Source organism: Neisseria bacilliformis (genome assembly GCF_014055025.1).
Taxonomy (GTDB): Bacteria; Pseudomonadota; Gammaproteobacteria; order Burkholderiales; family Neisseriaceae; genus Neisseria; species Neisseria bacilliformis.
In genome coordinates this window covers 56,411-76,592 of the sequence record NZ_CP059571.1, presented here as the reverse complement: position 1 = coordinate 76,592, position 20,182 = coordinate 56,411, and the positions used below count along the sequence as shown (strand labels likewise).

Below are 20,182 nucleotides of genomic sequence, written 5' to 3'. Positions count from 1 at the left end.
GCGGCACGCTTGGGCTGCCCGTGTTGTAAAAAACGTTAAATGTGAAACGGTGTGATTTTACCTGTGATTGATGCCGTCTGAAAGCGTGTTGCGGGTGTTTGGGCTGCAACCTTGGCGAACCTCGAAGTAAACAAGAAATAGTTAAATCGCCGTCATTCCCGCGCAGGCGGGAAATCTTGTTTGAAGCCAAGCAATAGCTTGTTTATTCAAGCATTCTTGAATTCCAACAAAATTCCCGCCTGCGCGGGAATGACAGTAGTTGGGTGGGTTTTGAGGTTTTGCAAAGGTTTCAGGCTGCATTGGGTGGCGTGCAAAGATAAGGCCGTCTGAAAACATATTTTTCGGTTTTCAGACGGCCTTTATGGCTGTATTAAGCGGAACGCCTGTCAATGGGCGGGCAAGTCCCTGCGCCGAGCAGATGTTGTTAAATTGAACGGCTTAATGTTCGGCTTACTTCGTAGCAATGTTCACTTCCGCCGACATCCCCGGCGCGAGGCGTTCCAAATCCTGTTGCCCTGCGTCAAATACGATTTTTACGGCGATGCGTTGGGCGATTTTGACGAAGTTGCCCGTGCCGCTGTCGGCTTTAATCAGGCTGAATTCGGAAGCGGTGGCGGGCGAGATTTCGGCGACTTTGCCGCTGAACGCCTTGCCGCCGAGTGCGTCGATACTCACGCTGGCACTCTGCCCGATTTTCACGTTGGCCATATCGGTTTCTTTGATGTTGGCGATGATCCAGCGTTCGGGTGGCACGACGGACATCAGCTGCGTGCCCGCGCTCACAAGCTGCCCTTGTTTTACGCTGACTTCGCCGAGTTTGCCGCTGGCGGGTGCGTAAATCACAGTATGCCCCAAATCCTGTTTTGCCAAGTCCAGCAGGGCTTGCGCGTTGGCGATGCCCGCCTGTGCGCCCTCGCGCCCTACGCCCGTGTTGATGATGTTCTGCTGCGCCACGGCGTATTGCTCCTGCGCCTGTTTCAGGCCCGCTTCGGCTTGTTTAACGGCGGTTTGCGCGGCATCGCGGCTGCTTTGCGACACGGCATCGGCACTCACCGCCTGTATGCGCTGCCATTCGCGGCGGGCGCGGTCAAGCTGGGCGCGGGCGTTGTCAATCGCGGCTTGGTTGGCTTTGGAGACGGCGAGGGCGGAGGCTTTGTCCTGCACGGTTTTGTTCAACGCCGCCTGCTGCCCCGCCAGCCCAGCTTCGGCTTGGGCGACTTTGGCGCGGTAGGGCGCGGGGTCGATTTCCACCAGCGGCTGACCGGCTTTTACGTTGTCAAAATCGCGTACTAGAACTTTCTGCACATAGCCGCCCACGCGCGGGCTGACGGTGGTTACGCTGCCGCGCACATAGGCGTTGTTGGTGTAAACCTCGCCCATGCCGAAGGGCGGCAGGCGGAAGGCATACAGGGCAAGCACCACGCCGATTGCGCTGGCGGCGAGTATGCCGATGCTGCCGAAACGGTGTTTTTCAGGCTGCCATTGGGCGGGCTCTTGCGGCTCGGACGGGGTTTCAGACGACGTTTCAGGCTGCATCTTGGGCTGCGGCACGGCGGTTTTTTGGGATTCGGTGTCGGGTTGTTCGGGGGTGTCGGGTTGGGACATTTTTTGCTTTCCGTTGATTTGGGGGTTGATTCGGTTAATGGGTTGGTGCGGTGGTTTTCAGGCTGCCTTTAATGCCGTCTGAAACACTATTTCCCCAACGCCGCAAACACTTTCGCCTTCTCCGCCGCCAGAATATCAATCTTGTAATAACGGCGGTACAGCCACAGGGCGACGGCGACGAGGGTCGATACCGCCGCCATCGCCGCCAGCAGCGCGAACAGGTCGCTGTATGCCGCCACCGCCGCTTCTTTGCCCGCCTGCGCGGTGATTTGCGAGACGGCGCGGCCTTGCAGCAGCACGGGGTCGGAGAGCGTGGCGGAGAGGGCGGCGGCGTTGCGCTGGATGTCGGCGGCGAGCGCGGGGTTGGAGAGGGTCAGGTTTTGCGCGATGGCGGCGAGGTGGTCGCGGGTGCGGTAAGTTAAAAACGCGCTGAATGCCGCCGCACCCGCCAGCCCGCCGAGGGTTTGCGACAGGCCGAACACGGCGGAGAAGCTCATCATGTGGTCGGGGCTTTTCGCCAGCGCGCGCAGTGCGCCTTCAAGCATCATCGGCCCCATAAACAGCAGCGAGGCAAAGGCAACGATAAACTGGCTGAAATAAAGTTGCGCGGGGCGGGTCTGCATGCCCACGCCGATTTCCAGCCACGCACCGAGGGCGAAACAGGCGAGCGCAACCATCACGGGGCGGCGGATGTCGTTGATATCCAGCAAAATCAGGCTGCCGACCACACCCGCCAGCATTCCGCCCGCAACAATCAGGTAAAACGTGCTCATCTGCGCGCTGCCCATGCCCACCGCGCCCATCAGCCCCGCCGCGCCGACGGTCTGCTCCGAGGTCAAGAGCCGCGCCATCACGCCCATCACGGCGAAGATGAGGATTTGCGGCACGGTCATCCAGTGCCAGTCCAGCATCGGCTTGTGCCGCGTCGATTCGATGTACAACGCCAGCCCCGTCAGCCCCACACCGCCCGCGAGCAGCCAGCCGAGCCACTGCGTCGTCCACCACACCGTGCGCCCCTGCACGAGAAAGGCGCACAACAGCGCGATGCCGGAGGCGAACAGGGTAAAGCTGAGCGCGTCGGTCAGCGTGAACGATTTGCGCACGGTGATGCCGGGCGGCAGCGGCAGGGCGAACAGGCAGGCGGTGCAGGCGAGCGCGAGGGTAGCCTGAAAGGCGAACACGCCGTTGAGGTCGCCGTCGCCATACAGCAGCGGCACGAGGCTCTGCGCCAGCGGCGTGCCGACCTGCATCAGCCCCAGCCCGAACACCAGCCCGACCAGCTTTTTCGTGCCGGTAAAGCCCTGCATCATGTAGTAAATCGACAGCACCAGCAGGCCGCTGGCGGCGACGGCGGCGGCAACACACGCGATGAGTTCCACTTCGTAATGGTGATAAACCAGTTGCAGCAGGCTGGCGGCAAGCTGGGCGAACAGGGTGATGCGGACGAAGCGTTGCAGGCCATACGCCTTGCGGACTTTGAAAAAGAGGACGCTCATGCAGGCGTAAGCCATGAAATACGCCGCCTGAATCCAGCCGCCCTGCTGCAAATCGAGCGACAAATCGCCGCGCAGTTGCGGCAGCGAGGCGGTGAGCAGCCCGTTTTGGAAGCCCGACGACAGCGCGAGTAATAAACCGATGGCAAGATACGCGAGCCGCCGCTTTTTCGGATGCTCGGGCGAGGCGGGCGAACCCGGCATAAAGGGCATTTCATGCGGCTTGAAGGTGTAGCCGCCGGATTGCAGGGGCATGGGGAGTCCTTATGGGTAGGTCGGGTAGGGATGCCCGACTAGCTTGCTGGTTTTCAGGTAGCCTTTGCGTTTCAGGCTGCCTCAAACTTTCGTCATTCCCGCGCAGGCGGGAATCTTGTTCGGGTTTCGGCGGCAGTGGTTTTTGCTGCCTTTTGATGCGGCTCAACCAAGATTCCCGCCTGCGCGGGAATGACAGCAAAATTTTGTTTCAGAAGACATTTAGGATTTTAGCTTCGCAGAAACTCGCGTTGCTCGTTTTCAGGCTGCCTTATTTGTCCGCCGCAAAACCTCCGCCAAAGGCGGTATTTAACGCCAGCCACGCGGTAAACAGTTTCGCCTGTGCCTGCGCCAGTTGCGCTTCGTTTTGCAGGGTTTCGTCCTGCGCTGTCAGAAAATCCAGTTTGTTGTCCAGCCCCGCGCGGAAGCGGCTTTGCGCGGCGGCGGTGTTGCGGCGGGCGAGCGCGGTCATCTCGGTCTGGTCGCGCACGGCGGCTGCGGCGGTTTCGTACTGCGTGAGCGCGTCGGCGGCTTCGCGCAGGGCGGTGTAAACGTTTTTGTTGTAACGCGCCGCCTGCTCGTCAAACTCGGCTTCCTTGCGCGACAGGTTCGCCCGCAACGTGCCGGAAGTAAAAATCGGCAGGCTCACGCTCGGCAGCAGTCCGGCGAGAAACGACGACGAATGCGGCAGGTTGCCGATTTCCACATTGGACAAGCCCGCCAGCGCCTTGATGGTAATGTTCGGATAAAACTCGGTTTTTGCGCTGGCAACCAGATGGCGGCGGGCGGTCAGTGCCTCGCGCTGCGCCGCCAAATCGGGGCGTTTGCCGAGCAAATCGGCGGTGAGCTGCGACACGGGCGGCGCGGGGGTGGTGGCGGCGGGATTGGGCGCGAAAGTGTCCAACGCCTGCGCCGGTTGTCCTGTCAGCGCGGCAAGCACGTGGCGCACTTGGGCAATATTGCCGTCCAAATCCGACAAGGCAGCCTGAAAACGGCTGTTGCCCTGTTGCACGGCATAGAGTTTGCTCGGTGCAAGTTGTCCTGCGCGAATCAGCTCGCGCACCACCTGCTCGCGTTCGCGGTTCAACTGCGCCCGCTGCGCCACGCGCTGCCGCGTTTCCAGCAGCAACTGCCATTGGCGGTAATACGTCGCCACGCCCTGCGCCAGCAGCAGCCGCGTCTGCGCGATTTCGTATTCCACGGCGCGTTGCTGCCCCAGCGCGGCTTCCAGCTGGTGCTTGTATTTGCCGAACACATCTGGCGACCATTGCCCTTGCAGTTGCAGCGATTCATAAGTGATATTGGTGCCGTGGTCGCCCAGCAGCCGCTTTTCCAAATCGCTGATGAGTTCGGGCTTCTCGCGCTCATTTACGCCGTCGCGGTGCAGCAGTGCACCGCTCAGCCCCAATCCAATCTTCACGCCGCGCTGCGAATCCGCCAAATCCACCCCCGCCTGCGCCTGCCGCAAGCGCGCCTGTGCCGCCGCCAAATCGGGCGAACGAGCGAGGGCGGTGTCAATCAGGCCGTCGAGCTTGGCATCGTTGAGCGCACGCCACCATTGCGGCGCAATCGGCGGCTGCGGGCTGGCGGGCAGACCGAGCGTTTCAGCGGTTTCCACGGCGGCGGGGGTGTGTTTGGGATGGGTGGCGCAGCCTGAAAACAGCGCGGCACAGAGGAAAAACAGGGGAAGGCGTTTGAACATTTTGAAAACAGACAGAAAAATGGAAATCGGGACGATTATAGCGAAAAGCGTAGCGGGGCTGTGTCGGAAAATGTGAACGTGTCAGGCCGTCTGAAAACGGAATGATGGTTTTCAGACGGCCTTTCGTGTAGGTCGGGCATCTTGGTTTTATCCGCCGTAAATAAAAACGTCGGGCATCACAATGCCCGACCTGCTTGGCTTTCTGTATGCTTCAATCTGAAACCTTTGCAAAACGCCTAAATTTCCCGGCTACTGTCATTCCTGCGTAGGCGGGAATCTTAGTAAGATTTAGGCAATAGTTTGTTTTTTCAAAAATTTCTTGTTATCAAGCAAGATTCCCGCCTACGCGGGGATGACGGCATTTTTTATTTTTTCAGGCTGCCAATAAGGTTTTGCAAAGGTTTCAATCTGCCAACAACGCCCCCGCCAGCCAGAGATTAAACCCCACGCCTATCGTTACCGTCAGCCCGAATGCGGCAACGGCGGGCGTGCTGCTGAATGCGAGCAGGGCGAAGGAAAGGGCGGTGGTGGCGGCGGCGAGCAGCATGCCGCCCAAGCGTGCGGCGGCGGTGTGTTTGGCGGTTACGGCATAAACGGCGTAATCCACGCCGATGGCGGAAACGAGCAGCAGCCCGAACATGGCAAACAGGCTCACGGGAATGCCCAGCCAGCCGAGCGCGGCAACGGTGCAGACGGCGGCGGCAAGCGGCACGGCAAGGATTTTGCTGCCGCGTTTTGCGCCGAACATCCGCCACAGCAGCAGCCACGCCAGCGCGTAGGAGGCGAGTTTCAGCCATGCGGCTTGGTTGCGCGTGTGGTGGAAGAGGGCGTTGAGGTGGGCGCGTTTGTCTGCCCAGTGTGTGCCTGCAAGGCCCAGTGCGGCGGTGCGGACGGCGGCTTCGTCTGTCAAACCGTTCAAGCGCACGACGGCGGCGTAGCGACCGCGTTCTACTTCGCCCAGATACAGCGGCTGCCATGCTTGGGCGAGCGCGGTTTTCAGGCTGCCTGAAAGCGTGAGCGGCGGCGTGTCGGCTGCCTGAATCAGGGCTTGGCGTATGGTTTCGCTTGGGATACCGATGTCGGCGAGCGGCTGCCAGTTTTCAGGCTGCCCTGCGAGTTCGCGCAGGTGGTGTTGCACTTGCTGCTGCGCGGCAACGGGGGCGATAAATTGGTCTAGCGATTGGAAGCCGCCGAGTTTGCCTTGGGCAACGAGCGGTTGCAGGGCTTGGGCGAGTTCGGCGTTTTTGGCGAGCAGCGCGTCTTCGCTGGCGGCTTCGGCAACGATGTAGCGTCCGCCGAAATCGGTGCCGCTCAATTCGCCGATGCGCTGCACTTGCGCCAGCATTTCAGAGGGCATATTGACCCATTGGCGGATGTCGTCGTGCCAGTCGCTGCGCCACAGCCCTACCGCCAAGAAAATGCCGCCGAGCGCAAGCCAGCCGCGTTTGTGCAGACGCTTGTTCAGACGACCTTTCAGGCGGAGTAATCTTTCCGTCAATTTCGCAAACGGCACGGCTTTTGCCTGATAACGGCGAAACAGCGGCGGCAGCCACAGCACGGTTGCGCCGAACGCGCCCAGCAGCGCGAAGCCCGAAAACACGGCGGTTTGGCGCAGCACGGTCAGCGGCGTGAACCACAGCAGCGCGTAGCCCAACACGGTAATCAGCAGGCTCACGGCAAAGCTGGGCAAAACGTGTTTCATCGCGCTCTCAGACGACCATTTTTCGTTTTCAGGCTGCCTGAAAACCGACGGCGCAAGCCAGTGCAGCGGAAAATCCACCAGCATGCCGACCAAACTCGTGCCAATCACAATCGTCAGAATATGCACTTCGCCGAACACCGCCAACGCCGCCGCCAGCCCCGTGAGCATGCCCGCCGCCAGCGGCAACGCCAGCCAGAACACGCGCGCGCTGCGGAACACCCACAGCAGCAGCGCAAACGTGGCCAGCGTGCCGGCGATGCTCATGGCTTTGCTTTCCGCTTCGGCGGCGGTTTTGGATGCGGCGGCAAACAGCGCGCCGCCCGCTGAGAGCGTTTCGGCACCGTGTTTTTGCGCGATGGCGCGGCTGTCGCGGATGAGCGGCAGCAGCGTGCCGTTGCCGGCAAAACGCGTGTCTGCCGCCAGTTTGCCGCGCAGCCATACCCATGTTTTGCCGTCCGCCTCCGTGAACAACATGCCGTTGTCCATATTCCACTGCAAACGGCTTTGCGGATTGGCTTTCGCCGCCACAAACCGCCCGAAGCCCAGCCAGTCTTGTTCCAGCGACAGCGGCGAAACGGCGGCAAACGGGTTCGCCGCATCTTCGGCGCGGGTTTGGAAATACCGTTTCGGTTCTTGAAACAGCAGCCGCGCCTGCTCCTGCGGCAGCGTTGCCTGCGCCAAACGCTGCATATCGGCGCGCACGCTGTCCAAATCGGGCATCACGCTGCTGTCTACCTCGGCAAACACGCCGCTTTCCCGCCATTTGCCGGCGATTTCGGCGGCAGCCTGAAAAGCCGTTTCCGCATTTGCGCTGCCTGTGAGCATGACGATTTGCCCGTTCAACTGCGCCTCGCCCGCTTTGTCGGCGGCAACCAGCAGCGCGTCGGGCTGCTGCTCGGCGGGGAGCAGGGCGGCGAGGTCGGTTTGCAGCGGCTGTTTGGCGGCGAAGGAATAGGCGAGGAAGGCGGCAAGCAGGAAAAAAGCGGCCGTGAAAAGACGGCGCAGGAGGCGGGAACTCATCTTTCAGACGGCCTTAATGTTGTCGGTTGGCGGCAAATCGCAAATCAGTAGCTTGTGGCGCAGAACTGCTCGCCCTTGTTGGCGGCCACGCCGTAGCAGGTCAGCCCCATGCTGGCGGCGTTGCCGTTTTTCACCTGGCCGCCGGGCTTGCCGTTGACTGTGGTTTTGCCGTTTTTCGTTTCCACTGCCACCGCCGCGCCGCCTTTCTGCTGCCATTTGAGCGAGCTGCCGGATGCGTCCTGGCATTTGGTTACCGTGCACGCGCCTTCGCCGGCGACATTGCCGTTTTTGTAGTGCACGCACTGCTGGCTGCTCTGCGTGCAGGCGGCGTGGGCGGAGCAGGCGCACAGGCAGAGCAGGGCGGCGGCGAGTTTGGTTTTCATGGTGTTGTCTCCTAATCGGAATGTTGGAAAAGGCCGTCTGAAACGGCAGACGGATTGTAAACCGAAACGCCGCGCCGCGCCGCCTGCCGCCGCGCCCGTTTGACGCAAAACAGCTTCCGCTTCCCCCCGCCGGAATTTTTTCAGACGGCCTCTCGGGCGCGGCGCGGGATAAGCGTATAATGCCCGCCGTTTTGCCTTCCCACCCCGTTATATAAGGAATCCCACATGACCGCCCCTCTCAAATACAAACGCGTCCTCCTCAAACTCTCCGGCGAAGCCCTGATGGGCGCCGACCCCTTCGGCATCAACCGCGACACCATCATGCGCATCGTCGGCCAGGTGAAAGAAATCGCCGATATGGGCGTGCAGGTCGGCATCGTCGTCGGTGGCGGCAACATCTTCCGGGGCGTGTCCTCGCAGGCCGCCAGCATGGACCGCGCCACCGCCGACTACATGGGCATGATGGCCACCGTGATGAACGCCCTCGCCCTCAAAGACGCGTTCGAGTCGCTGGGCGTGAAAGCCCGCGTCCAATCCGCCCTGTCGATGCAGCAGATTGCCGAAACCTACGCCCGCCCCAAAGCCATCCAGTATCTGAAAGAAGGCAAGGTCGTCATCTTCGCCGGCGGCACGGGTAACCCCTTCTTCACCACCGACACCGCCGCCGCCCTGCGCGGCGCGGAAATGAACTGCGACGTGATGCTCAAAGCCACCAATGTGGACGGCGTGTACACTGCCGACCCGAAAAAAGACCCCGCCGCCACCCGCTTTGACACCATCACCTTCGACGAAGCCTTAAACAAAAACCTCAAAGTGATGGACGCTACCGCCTTCGCCCTCTGCCGCGAACGCAGGCTCAACATCGTCGTGTTCGGCATCGCACAGGAAGGCGCGCTCAAACGCGTTATCGCCGGCGAAAACGAGGGCACGCTGGTGCACTGCTGATTGATTGCACGAATAGACCGAGAGGCCGTCTGAAAATCCGTTTTACGGGTTTTCAGACGGCCTATTTAAATGCCGCGTCGGGATGTAGACCGGTTTTCCGCTTTCAGGCTGCTTTTTTGGCAGATTGTTTTTTCAGACGGCCATTGCCTTAAACACTTCTTTCGCGGCCGCCGCGGTTTCTTCGATCAGCCCGCTGGTGTGCGCGGCGGAAACGAAGCCTGCTTCGTAGGCGGAGGGGCCGAAGGCGACGGATTTGTCGAGCATACCGTGGAAGAAGGTTTTGAAGCCGTCCACATTTGAACGCGCCATGTCGGCGTAGTTTTGCGGCAGACGGTCGGCAAAATACAAGCCGAACATGCCGCCCACGCTGTCGGCGGAGAATGCCACGCCCGTCTCGGCGGCGGCGGTTTTGAAGCTGTCAACCAACTGCGCGGTGCGCTCGGTGAGGTTTTCGTAGAAGCCCTGCCGTTGGATGATTTCCAGCGTTTTCAAGCCTGCGGCGACGGCGACGGGGTTGCCCGATAATGTGCCCGCCTGATACACGCCGCCGAGCGGGGAAATGCAGGCCATGATGTCTTTGCGCCCGCCGAACGCGGCCAGCGGCATACCGCCGCCGATCACTTTGCCCATGGTGGTCAAATCGGGCGTGATGCCGTGCAGCGACTGCGCGCCGCCGAGCGCAACGCGGAAACCCGTCATCACTTCGTCGTAAATCAGCACCGCGCCGTGTTTGGCGGTAAGCTCACGCAAGGCTTTGACAAAGTTTTCAGACGGCCTGACCAAGTTCATATTGCCGGCAAACGGCTCAACAATGACGCAGGCGATTTCGCCGCCGATTTGCGCGAAGGTTTCTTCCAGTTGGGCGACGTTGTTGTATTCCAACACCAGCGTGTGTTTGGTGAAATCGGCGGGCACGCCTGCGGAAGAGGGATTGCCGAACGTGAGCAGGCCGCTGCCCGCTTTCACCAGCAGGCTGTCGGAATGGCCGTGGTAGCAGCCCTCGAATTTGATAATTTTGTCGTGGCCGGTAAAGCCGCGTGCGAGGCGGATGGCCGACATGGTGGCTTCCGTGCCCGAGCTGACCAGGCGCACCTGTTCGACGCTGGGCACGAGTTTGGCGATTTCTTCGGCAATCACAATCTCGCCCTCGGTGGGCGCGCCGAACGACAAACCGCCCAAAGCGGCTTCGCGCACGGCTTCGATTACTTCGGGGTGGGCGTGGCCGACAATCGCCGGCCCCCAAGAGCCGACGTAATCGATGTATTTTGTGCCGTCTGCGTCCCACACATACGCGCCCTCGGCTTTTTGAATAAAGCGCGGCACGCCGCCCACGCTGCCGAAAGCGCGCACGGGCGAGTTCACGCCGCCGGGGATGATGGATTTGGCTCGGTTAAACAGGGTTTCATTGCGGGTCATGGGGTTTCCTTTTCGGATTGGGGGGATTTTTTAGGCCGTCTGAAAATGTCTTGGATCAGGCTGCCGACGGGGGAATCGATGTCGTTTTTGACATCGTGGCTGAAACGGTAGTCGGCCACAGTGTCGCCCGCGTAATCGACGCACAGCTTCCATGTGTCGTAGCGGGTTTTCATGTAGAAATAACCGGTCAGGAAGGTGTACAACGGCAGCGTCGTGATTTCATAGGTGTAACAGCCGTTGCTGTAATAGCGCGAAGGCTTGCCGAACATGGCTTCCATATCGGCGCGGGTGGTCTGCCCTTTGACGATTTTCCGCGCCAGCGTTTCTTCGCTTTCGCGGCGAAGAAAGGCGTTTTCGCGCTGCCTGAAATCGGAGGCGCAGGCGGCGAGCAGGAATATGGAAACGAGCAGGGGCAGGCGGCGCACGGCGGTTTTCCTATGGGTGAAAGCGCGGCATTTTACTATTTTTCAGACGGCCTCCGCCGCCGCGCGGCAAAAAAACAGAGAAAACGCTTGACACGTTTGCCTGAGCCCATTATTATCCGCGCTTCTTCAAATTCATCGCCGGGTCGTTAGCTCAGCCGGTAGAGCAGCGGACTTTTAATCCGTTGGTCGAGCGTTCGAATCGCTCACGACCCACCATTCATCAAGCCAGGTTGCAAAACTTGGCTTTTTTTTCGCAACGGCTATGAACCTGCTCCCCATCCTCGGCAAACTCGGCAGCATGACCATGCTCTCGCGCATCCTCGGCTTTGTCCGCGACATGATCATTGCGCGGGTGTTCGGCGCGGGCGATGCCACCGACGCGTTTTTCACCGCCTTCAAGCTGCCCAACCTGCTGCGGCGCATCTTCGCCGAAGGCGCGTTCGCGCAGGCGTTCGTGCCGGTGCTGGCCGAATACAGAGAGACCAAATCGCCCGAGGCGACGCGCGAGTTTGTGCAGTACATCGCCGGCATGCTCACCTTCGCGCTCACCGTCGTAACCGCCCTCGGCGTGCTGGCCGCGCCGTGGATTATCGGCATCACGGCGACGGGCTTTGCCAAAAATCCCGACAAATTCGCGCTGGCAACCGACCTGCTGCGGATTATGTTTCCCTATATCTTTTTGATTTCCCTGTCGTCTTTCGTCGGCTCTATTCTCAATACCTACCACAAATTCCAAATCCCCGCCTTCACGCCGGTTTTGCTCAACCTGTCGTTCATCGCCTTTTCCCTGTTTTTCGTTCCCTATTTCGACCCGCCGGTTACCGCGCTGGCCTGGGCGGTGTTTGTCGGCGGTATCTTGCAGCTGGCCTTCCAACTGCCCTGGCTGGCGAAACAGGGCTTTCTCAACCTGCCCAAGCTCGATTTCAAAAACTCGGCGGTCAACCGCGTGGTCAAACAGATGATGCCCGCCATCTTCGCCGCCAGCGTGGCGCAGATTTCCCTTGTTATCAACACGATATTCGCCTCCTACCTGCAAAGCGGCAGCATTTCCTGGATGTATTACGCCGACCGCCTCACCGAACTGCCCACCGGCGTGCTCGGCGTCGCCCTCGGCACCATCCTGCTGCCCACCCTGTCCAAACACGCGCTCGGGCGCAACCCGCGCGAGTTTTCCAAGCTGCTCGACTGGGGGCTGCGGCTGTGCTGCCTGCTGGCCGCGCCCGCCGCGCTGGGGCTGGCCGTGCTCGCCTACCCGCTGATCGCCACCATGTTCGTCAACAAAGGCTTCACCGCCCACGACGCGGTGATGACCAAAAACGCGCTGATGGCCTGCTCCTTCTGCGTTGTCGGCCAGATTATGATCAAGGTGCTCGCGCCCGCCTTTTATGCCGAACAAAACATCAAAACGCCGGTGAAAATCGCCGTGTTCACGCTGGTTGTTACCCAAATCATGAATCTTGCCTTCATCGTGCCGCTCAAACACGTCGGCCTCTCGCTCTCCGTCGGCCTCGGCGCATGCCTGAACGCCGCGCTGCTCTACACCCTGCTGCGGGTCAAAGGACTGTACCGCCCCGAAGCGGGCTGGCGGGGCTTTCTCGCCAAACTCGCCGCCGCGCTGGCGGTGATGGGCGGCGGCCTGTTGGCGGCGCAAACCTTGATGCCGCTCGAATGGATAGACGTGCGCGGCTGGCAGAAAGCCTTGCAGCTTTTCTGGCTGGTGCTTCTGGGCATCACCCTCTACTTCACTTCGCTTGCCGCACTGGGCTTCCGTCCGCATCATTTCCGGCGTGCGGAAAACTGAGGGCGGGAACAAGAAACGCCGCATCACGCGCATAGTAAGAGGCCGTCTGAAAACCGTAAAACCGGTTTTTCAGACGGCCTCTTACCCTCTTTGTTGCACAGCGCAGCAGGTCGGGCATTCATGCCCGACTAACACCGGCGAATTTGAAAAACGTCGGGGCATAAATGCCCGACCTACTGTAACGAGCGTAGGGTGTGTGGCGCAGCCACGCACGCGGTTTTGATGTTTTGGGGAAACCGCGCGGATTTGTTGCACGGCAGAGAACGCGTGCGTCGCCTTGGGGCGACACACCCTACGTATGACCCGCCATTCCGTTATCCCTGCCTGTGTGGGAATGACGGCATTTTTTCAGACGGCCTCTCCCATCTTCCAACTCCTTATACCCTTTTTCAGACGGCCTTATTCCGCAGGGCTATTTGCCGTGCGCGCTTACAAAACCATACAATGCCGCCTTTTCCCGTTTCCCGCGCCGTTTCATGAACTGGACCTATCTTTTCAACGCCGTGCCCAAATTCGCCGAGGCCGCCAAGCTCACGCTGGAACTCTCGCTGTACGGCATCGCCCTGTCGCTGCTGTTCGGGCTGGCGGTGGCGGTGGTAACGGCCTACAAAATCCGGCCGCTGTACGCCCCCGCCCGCGCCTATATCGAGCTTTCGCGCAACACGCCGCTGCTGATCCAACTTTTCTTCCTGTATTACGGCCTGCCCAAGGCGGGCATCAAATGGGACGGCTTCACCTGCGGCGTGATCGCGCTCGCCTTCCTCGGTGCGAGCTACATGGCCGAGGCCCTGCGCGCGGGCATCCTCGCCGTGCCGCAGGGGCAGATTGAGGCGGGCAAGGCGGTGGGGCTGAGCCGATGGCAGGTTTTCCGCTATGTGGAGCTGCCGCAGGCGTGGGCGGTCGCCCTGCCGGCGGTGGGGGCGAACGTGCTGTTTCTGATTAAGGAAACTTCCGTTGTCAGCGCGGTGGGCGTGGCCGAGCTGCTGTTCGTTACCAAAGACATCATCGGCATGGACTACAAAACCAACGAAGCCCTGCTGCTTCTGTTTGCCGCCTACCTCGTCATCCTGCTGCCGCTCTCGCTTTTGGCGCGGTGGGCGGAAAACCGCGTGCGGAGTGCGAAATATGGTGCTTGACTGGCTTTTCGAGGGGCAGAACATCGCCCGTTTGGGCAAAGGGCTGCTGCTGACGGCGCAGATTTCCCTGCTTTCGGTGGCCTTCTCCTGCGTGTTCGGCACGCTGTTCGGACTGCTGCTGCGTTCGCGCAACCGCCTTCTGCGCTTTGCCGGCCGCCTGTATCTGGAAACCGTGCGCATCGTGCCGATTTTGGTGTGGCTCTTCGGCTTTTATTTCGGCCTGTCGGTGTGGACGGGCGTGCACATCGACGGGCTGTGGGTGTGCGTGTGGGTGTTCACCCTGTGGGGCGTGGCCGAAATGGGCGACTTAGTGCGCGGCGCGCTCGAATCGGTTGAAAAACACCAAACCGAATCCGCCCTCGCCCTCGGCCTGAGCCGGCGGCAGGTTTTTGTCTACATCGAACTGCCGCAGAGCGTGCGCCGCGTGCTGCCCGGCGCGATCAACCTCTTCACCCGCATGATCAAAACCAGCTCGCTGGCCTCGCTTATCGGCGTGATCGAAGTGGTGAAGGTCGGCCAGCAGATTATCGAAAACTCGCTGCTCACCGTGCCCAACGCCTCGCTTTGGGTGTACGGCCTAATTTTCATCCTCTACTTCCTCTGCTGCTGGCCGCTGTCGCTCTTGGCGGCGCGGCTGGAAAACAAATGGGAACACTGACATGGCACTCCTGAGCGTGCGCAAGCTGCACAAACAATACGGCAACACCACCGCCCTGCAATCGCTGGATCTCGAATTGCACAAAGGCGAAGTCATCGTCCTGCTCGGCCCCTCCGGCTGCGGCAAATCCACCCTCCTGCGCTGCATCAACGGCCTCGAAGAACACCAGGGCGGCGAGATTGCGATGGAAGGCGTCGGCACCTTCGGCAAAGACGTTTCCTGGCAGGCCGCGCGGCAGAAAGTCGGCATGGTGTTCCAAAGCTACGAGCTGTTCGCCCACATGAGCGTCATCGACAACATCCTGCTCGGCCCCCTGAAAGTGCAAAAACGCAGCCGCGCCGAGGCCGAAGCGCAGGCCGACAAACTGCTCGAGCGCGTCGGCCTGCTCGACCGCAAAAACGCCTACCCGCGCGAACTCTCCGGCGGGCAGAAACAGCGCATCGCCATCGTCCGCGCCCTCTGCCTCAACCCCGAAGTCATCCTGCTCGACGAAATCACCGCCGCCCTCGACCCCGAAATGGTGCGCGAAGTGCTCGAAGTCGTCCTCGAACTCGCCCGCGAAGGCATGAGCATGCTGATCGTTACCCACGAAATGGCCTTCGCCCGCAAAGTGGCTGACCGCATCGTCTTCATGGACAAGGGCGCGATCATCGAAGAAAACACCCCCGAAAACTTCTTCACCGCGTCGCAAACCGAACGCGCCAAACAGTTCCTTGCCGGCATGGACTACTGAACAAAATGTAGGGTGTGTCGCCCCAAGGCGACGCACGCGTTTCCTGCCGCAAGATTTTCAGACGGCCTCAAACCGTCCGCCCCTTTACCCACCCGCAACCGAAAGGAAAACACATGCAGCTCAACAGCAAATTCAAAGCCCTGCTCGCAGGCGCAACCCTCGCCCTCGGTCTGGCCGCCTGCGGCGGCAGCGGCGACACCGCCCAATCCGCCAGCGGCACACCCGCCGCCCCCGCCGCCGACACCGTGGCCGCCATCAAAGAAAAAGGCGTCATCCGCATCGGCGTGTTCGGCGACAAACCCCCCTTCGGCTACGTGGACAGCCAGGGCAAAAACCAGGGCTTCGACGTCGAAATCGCCAAAGAAATGGCCAAAGACCTGCTCGGCAGCCCCGACAAAGTGGAATTCGTCCTCACCGAAGCGGCCAACCGCGTCGAATACGCCCGCTCCGGCAAAGTCGACCTCGTTCTGGCCAACTTCACCCAAACCCCCGAACGCGCCGAAGCCGTCGATTTCGCCGCCCCCTACATGAAAGTCGCCCTCGGCGTCGTTTCCCCCGACAAAAAACCGGTTACCGACATCGCCCAGCTCAAAGACCAAACCCTGCTGGTCAACAAAGGCACCACCGCCGACGCGTTTTTCAGCAAAAACCACCCCGAAGTGAAACTGCTCAAATTCGACCAGAACACCGAAACCTTCGACGCCCTCAAAGACGGACGCGGCGTCGCCCTCGCGCACGACAACGCGCTCTTGTGGGCATGGGCGAAAGAAAACCCCGGCTACGAAGTGGCCATCGGCAACATCGGCCCGGCCGAAGTCATCGCCCCCGCCGTGAAAAAAGGCGACAAAGCCCTGCTCGACTGGGTGAACGCCGAAATCGCCGCCATGAAAAAAGACGGCCGCCTCAAAGCCGCCTACGAAAAAACCCTCAAACCGGTGTACGGCGACAAAGTGAAACCCGAAGACATTTTGGCCGAATAAACCCGCCTGTTTTTTGTCAAACGTTTTTTGTTAAAACAGAGAGGCCGTCTGAAAAACGCGAAAACGCTTTTCAGACGGCCTCTTTTGCGGATTGATAACGCACACGCCGATAACGCAACAGCGGCGCATAAGGTAGGGTGTGTCGCCCCGAGGCGACGCACGCATTCTTGGCCGTGCAGGGATTCCGAAACCGCGTGCGCGGCTTGCGCCACATCCTGCACAACATCAGAGGCCGTCTGAAAACGCAGTTTCGGCAAAGCCAAAAAGCGTTTTCAGACGGCCTCTATCCTTGTATTCACCCCCACGCCGCGAGGAATTCCTGCCAGTGTTGCTCGCCCGCAAGGCCGGTCAGATAGTTTTTCAAACGGCGGATTTCCTGCTCGTATTCGTCGGCGTCCATCGCGCCGCCCATCAGGCAGAAACGCAGGTACATCAGATAGGTGTTGGCCGCGTCGGTTTCGCAGTAGTCGCGGATGTCTTTCAGACGGCCTTCCCGATACGCCTCCCACACCTTGCCGCCGTCCATGCCCAGCTTGCCGGGGAAGCCGCACAGCTTGGCCATCTCGTCCAGCGGCACGGCGGCGCGGGGCTGGTAGAGCGACAACAAATCCATCAGGTCGCAGTGGCGGCTGTGGTAGCGGCTGATGTAGTTGTTCCACTTAAACTCGCGGCTGTCGCCGAAACCGCCTTCGCCCATGTCCCAGTAGCGGGCGGCTTCGATGCCGTGGATGAGGGCGCGGTAGTGCAAAACCGGCAGGTCGAAGCCGCCGCCGTTCCAGCTCACCAGCTGCGGCGTGTGGCTTTCCACCAGCTCGAAAAAGCGGGCGATGACGGTTTCTTCATCGTCGCCGATGTCGCCGATGGTGCCGACGTGGATTTTGTCCTGCCCCCAGCGCATGCAGCAGGAAACCGCTACCACACGGTGCAGGTGCAGCGGCATGAAGTCGCCGCCGGTTTTGGCGCGGCGTTTCTGCTGCGCCCATTCCACGACTTGCGCGTCGGACAAATCGGCGGGCAGGCCGTGCAGCAGGCGGATGCCGTGCGCGTCGGGCACGGTTTCGATGTCGAAGGCGAGGATGGGGATCATATGGCTCACTCCTTTTGCAGGGTCTGTTGACAATCAACGGCTGCGGCGGCTTTTGCGGCAGCGCGGCGAGGATGGCGAGGCATTGTTCGGGCGTATGCCACTCGGGCAGATTCAGAGCCACAGCGGCTTCTCCGTCGGCAAAACGAGCGGATTGTGCCGCAGGCTGCGGCTTTTGTCATGCAAAATGGCAGGCGGCGGCGGCGGTTTTTCGGCATAATGGCGGCCTTTTGCAACCTTGAAAACCAAGAAGATATGAACAGAAAACTCATGTCCGCCCTCTCCGCCGCCTTCCTGATGCTGGCCGCCTGCGGCGAAAACCAAGCGCAGGTCGCCAACCACGGCGCGAAATCCGCCGCCAAGCCCGCGCCCGCCGCCCGACTCGACCCCACCGTGGAAAAAAACATCCGCACCAAACTGGAAAAAGCCTACGCCGAGCAGCAGATCAAAGTGCAGGCCGTTTACGCCACCCCGCTGGCGCACCTGTATGAAGTGGTGCTCAGCGGCAAAACCGTGGTGTACACCGACGCGCAGGCCGACTATATGCTGGTGGGCGACTTTATCGACGTGAAAAACCGCAAAAGCCTCACCGACGAGCGCAACGCCGAATTGAGCGCGGTGGAATTCGACAGCCTGCCCTTCGACAAAGCCATCAAAGAAGTGCGCGGCAACGGCCAGCTGAAAATCGCCGTCTTCTCCGACCCCGACTGCCCCTACTGCAAACGGCTGGAACACGAGTTTGAGAAAATGACCGACATCACGATCTACAACTTCATGATGCCGCTGGCCAGCCTCCACCCCGACGCGGCGCGCAAGGCCGAACAAATCTGGTGCCAGCCCGACCGCACCGCCGCTTGGACGACCTGGATGCGCAAAGGCAACATGCCGCCCAAAGCCGCCGCCTGCGACAACCCCGTCGCCGAAACCACCTCGCTGGGCGAACAGCTCGGCTTCAACGGCACCCCCGCCCTGGTCTTCCCCAACGGCAAAACCCAGGCCGGTTTCTCCCCGCTGCCGCATCTGGAAAAACTCATCAGAGACAACCAGAAGAAATAAACCGGCGCAACAGCATAAAGGCCGTCTGAAAACCGTATTTTGCGGTTTTCAGACGGCCTTTCATATTCTGAAACTTTTGCAAAACCAGGGTCTGTTGACATTCGGCTTGCGAGACGGTTTTTTGAGAAAAAATGCCGAATGCAAGGAAAAAAGCGCGGCAAGGTTGAACATCTGCGGGCATTTTTGACGCGGCAGGCGGGTATTTTTTGCCAAAAACACCGACGCAAGGCTGATTGTCAACAGACCCTAAAATGAAACAAAAAATAGTTAAGTCATCGTCATTCCCGCGCAGGCGGGAATCTTGGTTGGTCTTAAACAATGGCTTGTTTCCGCTATCACTTATGAGCATCAAACAAGATTCCCGCCTGCGCGGGAATGACGCCGTTCGGGGGAGTAGGGTGGTGCGGTTTGGTTTCGGCGGCGAAGCGGCGTTTCCACTTCGTTGAAGCCATGCTTTTCAGACGGCCTTTGTGCTGTTTTCGAGCCAGTCGTAGCAGCATTCCCACAGGGGGATTTCGTCGGCGGGGCTTGGTTTTCGAGCAGGGCGGTTTCGAGGGCGGTGTGGAAGGCGGCGCGGGTGGCGGGTTGGGCGAACCATTGCGCGAAGGCTTGGTTGAAGGCGGCGGGGTCGCGGCGGTCGGCGGGGAGGTAGAACGCCTGCCGCCATTGTTTGCCGCCGACGGGCAGGGCCGCCCATGTTTCGACAAAGGCGGGGAGGGCGGGCAGGCAGGCGGCGTGCCGCGTCCAGATGTCGAGCAGTTCGGCGGTGGTGGCGAGGCCGGCGTGGTGGAACATGACGAGTGCGGCGGCGGGGTTGCCGTAGTCGGGCGCGGCGGTGAGTTGGCGGACGAACCAGGCGCGGGCGAAGCGGTGCATGAAGCCGAGTTGTTCGGCCGTCCACACTTGGGGCAGGTTGCAGCAGAGTTTGTCGAGCTGCATTTCTTCCAGGCATCGGATGTCTTCGTCGCGCACGATGCCTTCGAGTATGCGCGGCAGGAAGTGCTGCATGTCGCGGGCGGTGGCGGCTGCGTCGGCGAGGGGGACGCTGCCGAGATAGGCTTGCAGGCAGCCGATGGGAATTTGGCGCAGGGGGTGGCGCAGCAATTCGCGCTGGAAGTCTTCGGGCGAACAGCATTCGCAGGTGCAGACGGCCAGCGGAAAGGCGGCGGGGCAGGGGGCAAACAGGCGGTAGGCTTCTTCAACGAGGGCGGGGAGGGTGTCGGGCATGGCGGGGCTTGGGGCTTTTTTGATGTTGAGGCCGTCTGAAAAGCGCGGCTTCAACGAAGTTAAAACGCAGTTTCGGCGAAGCCACAAACGGGAAAACGGGGTTCGGCTGCGCCGAAGCCGTGCTTTCATACGGCCTCGACAAAGAGGTAGAAGCAAAGGCTGCGGCCGGATGCCGCGTCGGCAAGGTCGGCCAGTTCGCAGGAAACCGGCAGACCGCTGCGTGCGGCGGTGGCGGCGTGGCGGCGCAGCAGGCCGGTGTTGTCGTCGGAGAGGGTGAGGCGCGCACCGTCTGCGGTGGCGGCAATCAGGTCGTCTTCGCCGCTGCAGGCGATTTCCAGCATACCGCAGAAGGTTTTGTTGCGCCGTTTGCTGCTGCGGGTGATTTCGGCGGCGACAGGCACACCGTCTGCGGCGGCTTGGAGCTCGGCAGGGGTGCCGCGCAGGCGGACGGTGTTTTTGAGGATTTCGAGTTGCATGGCGGCGAGGTTTGGATGTGTTGAGGCCGTCTGAAAAGGCGGTTTCGGCGCAGCCAAAGCTGTTTTCCTGTTTTTCAGACGGCCTGTT

At 60.8% G+C, this 20,182-nt stretch carries 18 protein-coding genes and 1 tRNA gene; 8 read left to right on the top strand and 11 right to left on the bottom strand.

Annotated elements, in window-relative coordinates; all coding sequences use genetic code 11:
* Positions 1–450 precede the first annotated feature (450 nt).
* From H3L91_RS00395 to H3L91_RS00375, 5 genes are all read right to left on the bottom strand, one after another.
* The gene (locus tag H3L91_RS00395; RefSeq protein WP_007341382.1) at positions 451–1,605 is read right to left on the bottom strand and encodes an HlyD family secretion protein; all 1,155 of its coding nucleotides are present in this window, start codon (positions 1,603–1,605) and stop codon (positions 451–453) included.
* An 86-nt stretch (positions 1,606–1,691) separates the two neighbouring features.
* Positions 1,692–3,353: an MFS transporter gene (locus H3L91_RS00390; protein ID WP_007341381.1), complete on the bottom strand. Its 1,662-nt coding sequence runs from the start codon at positions 3,351–3,353 to the stop codon at positions 1,692–1,694.
* 268 nt (positions 3,354–3,621) lie between these two features.
* Positions 3,622–5,052: an efflux transporter outer membrane subunit gene (locus tag H3L91_RS00385; protein WP_007341380.1), complete on the bottom strand. Its 1,431-nt coding sequence runs from the start codon at positions 5,050–5,052 to the stop codon at positions 3,622–3,624.
* A 403-nt stretch (positions 5,053–5,455) separates the two neighbouring features.
* Positions 5,456–7,774 carry an MMPL family transporter gene (locus H3L91_RS00380; RefSeq protein WP_007341379.1) on the bottom strand — a complete coding sequence of 773 codons (2,319 nt, stop codon included), beginning with the start codon at positions 7,772–7,774 and terminating at the stop codon, positions 5,456–5,458.
* Between the two features lie 44 nt (positions 7,775–7,818).
* Positions 7,819–8,157, bottom strand: coding sequence for a hypothetical protein (locus H3L91_RS00375; RefSeq protein WP_007341378.1), 339 nt, complete (start codon positions 8,155–8,157; stop codon positions 7,819–7,821).
* A gap of 225 nt (positions 8,158–8,382) precedes the next feature.
* Here H3L91_RS00375 and pyrH point away from each other — a divergent pair, with 225 nt between their 5' ends.
* Positions 8,383–9,102: a UMP kinase gene (gene pyrH, locus H3L91_RS00370; RefSeq protein ID WP_007341377.1), complete on the top strand. Its 720-nt coding sequence runs from the start codon at positions 8,383–8,385 to the stop codon at positions 9,100–9,102.
* Between the two features lie 132 nt (positions 9,103–9,234).
* Here pyrH and hemL read toward each other — a convergent pair whose 3' ends face one another.
* Positions 9,235–10,518: a glutamate-1-semialdehyde 2,1-aminomutase gene (hemL, locus tag H3L91_RS00365; RefSeq protein ID WP_007341376.1), complete on the bottom strand. Its 1,284-nt coding sequence runs from the start codon at positions 10,516–10,518 to the stop codon at positions 9,235–9,237.
* Positions 10,515–10,943, bottom strand: coding sequence for a hypothetical protein (locus H3L91_RS00360; RefSeq protein WP_007341375.1), 429 nt, complete (start codon positions 10,941–10,943; stop codon positions 10,515–10,517). The genes hemL and H3L91_RS00360 overlap by 4 nt, the downstream gene beginning before the upstream one ends.
* 140 nt (positions 10,944–11,083) lie before the next feature.
* On the opposite strand from H3L91_RS00360, the gene H3L91_RS00355 reads away from it, so the two are divergent.
* From H3L91_RS00355 to H3L91_RS00330, 6 genes are all read left to right on the top strand, one after another.
* A tRNA-Lys gene (locus tag H3L91_RS00355) sits at positions 11,084–11,159 on the top strand.
* A gap of 46 nt (positions 11,160–11,205) precedes the next feature.
* Positions 11,206–12,744, top strand: a complete 1,539-nt coding sequence (gene murJ, locus H3L91_RS00350) for a murein biosynthesis integral membrane protein MurJ (RefSeq protein WP_007341374.1) — start codon at positions 11,206–11,208, stop codon at positions 12,742–12,744.
* Positions 12,745–13,220: 476 nt separating this feature from the next.
* The gene (locus H3L91_RS00345; protein WP_040658491.1) at positions 13,221–13,880 is read left to right on the top strand and encodes an amino acid ABC transporter permease; all 660 of its coding nucleotides are present in this window, start codon (positions 13,221–13,223) and stop codon (positions 13,878–13,880) included.
* Positions 13,870–14,538 (top strand): amino acid ABC transporter permease, encoded by a 669-nt coding sequence (locus tag H3L91_RS00340; protein ID WP_040658489.1) that lies wholly within the window; start codon positions 13,870–13,872, stop codon positions 14,536–14,538. The genes H3L91_RS00345 and H3L91_RS00340 overlap by 11 nt, the downstream gene beginning before the upstream one ends.
* A gap of 1 nt (position 14,539) precedes the next feature.
* Positions 14,540–15,271 carry an amino acid ABC transporter ATP-binding protein gene (locus H3L91_RS00335; protein ID WP_007341371.1) on the top strand — a complete coding sequence of 244 codons (732 nt, stop codon included), beginning with the start codon at positions 14,540–14,542 and terminating at the stop codon, positions 15,269–15,271.
* Positions 15,272–15,384: 113 nt separating this feature from the next.
* Positions 15,385–16,251: a cysteine ABC transporter substrate-binding protein gene (locus H3L91_RS00330; RefSeq protein WP_040658486.1), complete on the top strand. Its 867-nt coding sequence runs from the start codon at positions 15,385–15,387 to the stop codon at positions 16,249–16,251.
* Positions 16,252–16,546: 295 nt separating this feature from the next.
* Here H3L91_RS00330 and H3L91_RS00325 read toward each other — a convergent pair whose 3' ends face one another.
* Complete coding sequence (locus H3L91_RS00325; RefSeq protein WP_007341369.1) at positions 16,547–17,338, bottom strand: 3'-5' exonuclease; 792 nt, start codon at positions 17,336–17,338, stop codon at positions 16,547–16,549.
* Between the two features lie 252 nt (positions 17,339–17,590).
* On the opposite strand from H3L91_RS00325, the gene H3L91_RS00320 reads away from it, so the two are divergent.
* Positions 17,591–18,391, top strand: coding sequence for a DsbC family protein (locus tag H3L91_RS00320; protein WP_040658484.1), 801 nt, complete (start codon positions 17,591–17,593; stop codon positions 18,389–18,391).
* Here H3L91_RS00320 and H3L91_RS00315 read toward each other — a convergent pair.
* The 3 genes from H3L91_RS00315 to H3L91_RS00305 all read right to left on the bottom strand — a co-directional run bounded on the left by H3L91_RS00315 (position 18,369) and on the right by H3L91_RS00305 (position 20,151).
* Complete coding sequence (locus H3L91_RS00315; protein WP_154647163.1) at positions 18,369–18,743, bottom strand: hypothetical protein; 375 nt, start codon at positions 18,741–18,743, stop codon at positions 18,369–18,371. The two genes, H3L91_RS00320 and H3L91_RS00315, sit on opposite strands and share 23 nt — an antisense overlap.
* The gene (locus tag H3L91_RS00310; RefSeq protein ID WP_244958470.1) at positions 18,740–19,618 is read right to left on the bottom strand and encodes a hypothetical protein; all 879 of its coding nucleotides are present in this window, start codon (positions 19,616–19,618) and stop codon (positions 18,740–18,742) included. The genes H3L91_RS00315 and H3L91_RS00310 overlap by 4 nt, the downstream gene beginning before the upstream one ends.
* Positions 19,619–19,743: 125 nt before the next feature.
* Complete coding sequence (locus H3L91_RS00305) at positions 19,744–20,151, bottom strand: hypothetical protein (RefSeq protein WP_154647162.1); 408 nt, start codon at positions 20,149–20,151, stop codon at positions 19,744–19,746.
* Between the last annotated feature and the right edge of the window lie 31 nt (positions 20,152–20,182).

What these genes read in the sequence shown, in the direction of transcription:
- H3L91_RS00325 (WP_007341369.1), bottom strand. Translation starts at nt 17,338, where the DNA reads ATGATCCCCATCCTCGCCTTCGACATCGAAACCGTGCCCGACGCGCAC.
- pyrH (WP_007341377.1), top strand. Translation starts at nt 8,383, where the DNA reads ATGACCGCCCCTCTCAAATACAAACGCGTCCTCCTCAAACTCTCCGGC.
- hemL (WP_007341376.1), bottom strand. Translation starts at nt 10,518, where the DNA reads ATGACCCGCAATGAAACCCTGTTTAACCGAGCCAAATCCATCATCCCC.
- H3L91_RS00385 (WP_007341380.1), bottom strand. Translation starts at nt 5,052, where the DNA reads ATGTTCAAACGCCTTCCCCTGTTTTTCCTCTGTGCCGCGCTGTTTTCA.
- murJ (WP_007341374.1), top strand. Translation starts at nt 11,206, where the DNA reads ATGAACCTGCTCCCCATCCTCGGCAAACTCGGCAGCATGACCATGCTC.
- H3L91_RS00375 (WP_007341378.1), bottom strand. Translation starts at nt 8,157, where the DNA reads ATGAAAACCAAACTCGCCGCCGCCCTGCTCTGCCTGTGCGCCTGCTCC.
- H3L91_RS00345 (WP_040658491.1), top strand. Translation starts at nt 13,221, where the DNA reads ATGAACTGGACCTATCTTTTCAACGCCGTGCCCAAATTCGCCGAGGCC.
- H3L91_RS00330 (WP_040658486.1), top strand. Translation starts at nt 15,385, where the DNA reads ATGCAGCTCAACAGCAAATTCAAAGCCCTGCTCGCAGGCGCAACCCTC.
- H3L91_RS00395 (WP_007341382.1), bottom strand. Translation starts at nt 1,605, where the DNA reads ATGTCCCAACCCGACACCCCCGAACAACCCGACACCGAATCCCAAAAA.
- H3L91_RS00380 (WP_007341379.1), bottom strand. Translation starts at nt 7,774, where the DNA reads ATGAGTTCCCGCCTCCTGCGCCGTCTTTTCACGGCCGCTTTTTTCCTG.
- H3L91_RS00340 (WP_040658489.1), top strand. Translation starts at nt 13,870, where the DNA reads ATGGTGCTTGACTGGCTTTTCGAGGGGCAGAACATCGCCCGTTTGGGC.
- H3L91_RS00310 (WP_244958470.1), bottom strand. Translation starts at nt 19,618, where the DNA reads ATGCCCGACACCCTCCCCGCCCTCGTTGAAGAAGCCTACCGCCTGTTT.
- H3L91_RS00320 (WP_040658484.1), top strand. Translation starts at nt 17,591, where the DNA reads ATGAACAGAAAACTCATGTCCGCCCTCTCCGCCGCCTTCCTGATGCTG.
- H3L91_RS00390 (WP_007341381.1), bottom strand. Translation starts at nt 3,353, where the DNA reads ATGCCCCTGCAATCCGGCGGCTACACCTTCAAGCCGCATGAAATGCCC.
- H3L91_RS00335 (WP_007341371.1), top strand. Translation starts at nt 14,540, where the DNA reads ATGGCACTCCTGAGCGTGCGCAAGCTGCACAAACAATACGGCAACACC.